The organism is Mesorhizobium sp. WSM4810 (assembly GCF_055811235.1).
In genome coordinates this window covers 1-4,012 of record NZ_JBVVQV010000061.1, presented here as the reverse complement: position 1 = coordinate 4,012, position 4,012 = coordinate 1, and the positions used below count along the sequence as shown (strand labels likewise).

Genomic DNA, 4,012 nt, shown 5'->3' with positions numbered 1-4,012 from the left:
GCGAACGGCCGGACGGCCGCATCCTAGCGCCCATCATGCCCTGGCACGCTTTTGCGCATCTCACCGCAGATGACGCCATGGCCATCGCGGCATTCCTCCAAAGTGTGAAGCCGGTCGACAACCAGGTCCCCGGCCCGTTCAAACCCGGGGAAAGGTATCGAGCTTCATGTTCCGGATCATGCCGCCGGGCAAAACCGCACCTGCCGCGCGGAAATAGGCCGGGTGTCAATCGGCATGGGGGTCTCCGCGCCGATCGGCACGATAAGCCGTTGAAATCTTAGTCGGGTCGGGCGTGTTAGAGCTGGCGAAGACCTTGCCGGGCGGGCCGATCTCGTGGATGCGGCCTTCATGTATGAAGACGGCGCGGCTGGCGAGACGCATTGCATTGGGTGACCATCAAGAGCGTTATGCCCTCGGCGGCAAGTTCCCGGGACGAGGGCGGGCACCTCGGCAACCAATTCGGGGTCAAGTGCGGAGGTGATCTGGTCGATGGCGCCCCGGTTAGGCGTGAAGAACTTCACGACCGGAAAGGGATCATGGTTCGGATCGTGAGCCGATTTGCAAGCAAGGCTGGGGCGACAAGATAGAGGACCACGGCGATCATCACGACGCCAGAGAACCCGACATGCATTGCAAGCAGCGTGGCGAGAATCGCGCTCAGCACGGACGCACAGCCGTTGATTCCCCACGCCCAGGGAATGAATGTCTCCGAACGCGCGCCGACATACCCGAGGCCGAGGGGAAACGGCATGCCCATAAAAAGAGCGAGCGGCGCTATGAGAAGGAGCGCGATCGCGATCTTAGCGGCGTCCGGGAACGCCAGCAGCCTTTCGAATACTGACGGCAGCACGAGAAGGTAGGTGGCAGCCAGGACCGCGATAACCCCGACAGCGAGGGCGATGCCGCGCACCGCCGACCCGCGCCCAACCGCCGCGGCCCAGCGTGCGGCAACGGCGCTACCGAGACCGGCGAAGGCGAGGAAGCCCGCAAGCACGACAGCGACAGCGTAGAACGGATGACCGAGGAACAGCACAAAGCGCTGGATGAAGGCGATTTCGATGAAGAGGAAGGCTAGCCCCAAGGCAAGGAAGTAGAGCCCGAAGCGCAGCCGGTGCAAAGCTTCCCCGAGCGCGTGTCTGCGAATCCATAGCGGCAGGAGGATCAGGACGGCGCTGAGGATGGCAGCCTGGACCAGAGTCGTCACGAGGATCAGGTAGCTCCAGTCGAGCATCGCTGCCCCGCCCTGGGTGCGCAGGGCTAGGAGTTCGGGCAGGGCGCGCCAGCGGAAGAAGTCGAAGAAATAGGGCCGATTGTCGGTGGCCGGTGCGATGGCGAATTTGTAGCGCTCGATGAAGTCGGCGCGCTCAGGGCCGAGGAGGGCGAGTGCTCCCTCGTAGAGATATTCCTGATCGAGCTGGTTGAAGTGGTTCACGTCGCTCGCGGAGATGCCTGGCACCCAAGAGATGTCGAAGAAGTTCTCGGCCGCGAAGCTGCGAATGGCCGCAATGTCTTCGCCTTTGAATGGCGACTTGGCGACGAGCAAAGTTGCGGTATTCCAGCTCCGGATCAGCGCCAGGTGCCGGCCCGGCTCGGCCACGCCTTCCGGCTCGAGCGCTGCTATGGCGGTGGCGAACAGCTTAAGGCTGTCACGCGGCGGCACTCGCAGCCATCGTGTGATAGCGACGACACCATCTGGTCCGAGAATCGCGAGGTAATCCCGCATTGCCTCCACGGTATAGGTGTAGTTTTCATGCAAGCTCTGCACGCCTGCCGCGGCCGCGCTGAAGGAATCGAGGAGCGGCATCTGGATCAGGTCGTAGCGCTCGCCGGCAGTCGCAGCGAAGGCGCGCGCCTCGGCCAAATGCAAGCGCAGGTTCGGTCGGCTGAAGATACCGCCAGCGAAGTCGGCGAAGCGATTCCGAGCCAAGTCGATCATTTGCGGGTTGACCTCAACCGCATCCACGGTATCGGCCCCGGCGCGCAGCGCCAGCAGCACCTGCTCGCCCCCCCCGGCGCCGAGGATTAGCACCCGCGGCCGCTCGAGGATGCGGTACGGCAGCGCCGCCGTTGTCCGGTCGAGATAGGCGACCTTCGTCGAATCGCCTCGATAGGCGGTAATCGCCGCAATACTGTCGCCATCGGTGAAGACGGCGAGTTGCGCAGGCGGCTCTTGGGTATTGGCAAGGCTGAGGCCAGGCGCATAACGGAAGGGGACGGTTGGACTCTCGACAACCGTCAGCAACCCGAGCGGGCTCGACCGCTCCTCGATCACCCGCGCGTTCGGAACCTCCAGGGCTATGCGGAGGCCCTTATACTGCGACATATGCGGCTCGGGGGCCACCCAGGACGGCGGTAGCGACACTGCAACGAACGCCGCTGCCAACCCAAGGCCGCCCGCTGCGAGCCACCGATGGCGGACCATGCCGAACGCGGCAAAGGCAGCCGCCGCGAATGCTAGCGCTGCAACGAAACGCAGCGCCGTAGATGGAAAGACCAGGAACAGGAGCCCGATGATACCCAGCGCACCGATCCCTGCGCCGGCCAAGTCGAAGGCGTAGACGCGTCCGATCTGTCCGGGATGGCGGCAGAAAGCAAGGCCGACGGAGGTCGCGCCAAAGAAGAACGGCAGGATCAGAAGCGCATAGCTGGCCGCGAGCCAACCGAGCTGTCGCGGATCCCAGATGATCTCGAGCGCGTTGAACGGCAGACGTTCGGCGATGGCGAAGCTGGCGACCGCGGTCATGCCGAACAGCGCTGCCGACGTCGCGAAAGCAGCCGGATACCGCTCCACTAGCCAGCGCTGGGCAAGCGCAATGAACGTACCGCTCGCGCCGAAGCCCAAAAGCGCGATGCTGATGATCATGTAGGCAAAATGGTGCCATTGAACGATCGAAAACAATCGCATCAGCAGCAATTCATAACCGAGAACCGCTGCCGAAATGAGACCGACTGGTAGCATGCGGCCCGCTCTCACCGGGAGGGACCTCCCCGCAGCGGAACGAAGCTCACCGGCAGCAGCTGCCGGGTCGTGATGCCTCCGTCTCGTCGCTTCTCGACGAGCATGAGAAACTGGGTTGCAAAGGGTCCTCCCACAGGGATGACCATTCGGCCTCCTTCAGCGAGCTGCTCGACAAGCGGCGGCGGGATATGGCTGGCCGCCGCAGTCACGACGATGCCGTCGAAGGGCGCGTGCTCAGGCCAGCCGTAGTAGCCGTCGTCCACCTTCACCTCGACGTTGTCGAAGCGGGGCACCGCAAGTCGTGCCGCTGCCCTCTTGCCCAGTTCCGGGATAATTTCGATGGAGTAAACCTTGTCGGCGAGGGGCGACAGGACGGCTGCCTGATAGCCCGAGCCGGTGCCGATCTCGAGAACCGTGTCGCCAGGCCGGACATTGATCAGGTCGGTCATAAGCGCGACGATAAAGGGCTGCGAGATCGTCTGACCGTGCCCGATCGGCAGGGGCCGGTCATCATAGGCCGCGCCGCGCTGCGCCTCGGATACGAAACGGTGGCGCGGCACCGTGCCCATCGTCTTGAGCACCGCCGGATCGATACTCTGTGCCCCGGAGCGGGCGTGCCCCTTTATCGTCTCGATCATGGCCGCACGCTCGGCTGCGCGGTCCTGGGCGGGCGCCGACGTCGAAACGAAGACGGCGGCAACGGCGACAAACGCGGCCAGCAACGCTCGGCACTGGGCTAGAGCACTCATGAATCTCTCCTGGCCCACGACGCGAGAACAAAGGCGGCGGCCATTTTAAGCGAACGCCGGTCCGATCTCACACCAAACATGTCGCGGCACCAGGCCCGGATCAACCCCGTTGGAGGTTAGGGTGCGTCAGAAGGCGTCTTCCGCCTCGGGTTACGGCGGCGACCGCAAATGGGACGGCAAGCAGCCCGACCACAGTACGCACTTTCACGGGTACCAAGGAATCCGCGGTTACCTGCCTGCAAGTCCGCTATCCACTTTATTGCAGCCCCTCCGACGAATCGACACGAAGGTCCGGAGAGGGTCA

At 63.9% G+C, this 4,012-nt stretch carries 2 protein-coding genes and 2 pseudogenes; 1 reads left to right on the top strand and 3 read right to left on the bottom strand.

The window, feature by feature from the left end:
• A pseudogene (locus AC0L3O_RS35110) lies at nucleotides 1–217 on the top strand (cytochrome c); the annotation flags it as partial.
• Between the two features lie 8 nt (nucleotides 218–225).
• On the opposite strand, the pseudogene AC0L3O_RS35105 reads toward AC0L3O_RS35110, so the two are convergent.
• The 3 genes and pseudogenes from AC0L3O_RS35105 to AC0L3O_RS35095 all read right to left on the bottom strand — a co-directional run.
• Nucleotides 226–488: pseudogene (locus tag AC0L3O_RS35105) on the bottom strand (hypothetical protein); the annotation flags it as partial.
• Between the two features lie 29 nt (nucleotides 489–517).
• Entirely contained in the window at nucleotides 518–2,959 is a 2,442-nt protein-coding gene (locus AC0L3O_RS35100) for a spermidine synthase family protein (protein WP_473618108.1), read from the bottom strand.
• An 11-nt stretch (nucleotides 2,960–2,970) separates the two neighbouring features.
• Nucleotides 2,971–3,708, bottom strand: a complete 738-nt coding sequence (locus tag AC0L3O_RS35095) for a protein-L-isoaspartate(D-aspartate) O-methyltransferase (protein ID WP_473618106.1) — start codon at nucleotides 3,706–3,708, stop codon at nucleotides 2,971–2,973.
• Nucleotides 3,709–4,012: the final 304 nt, after the last annotated feature.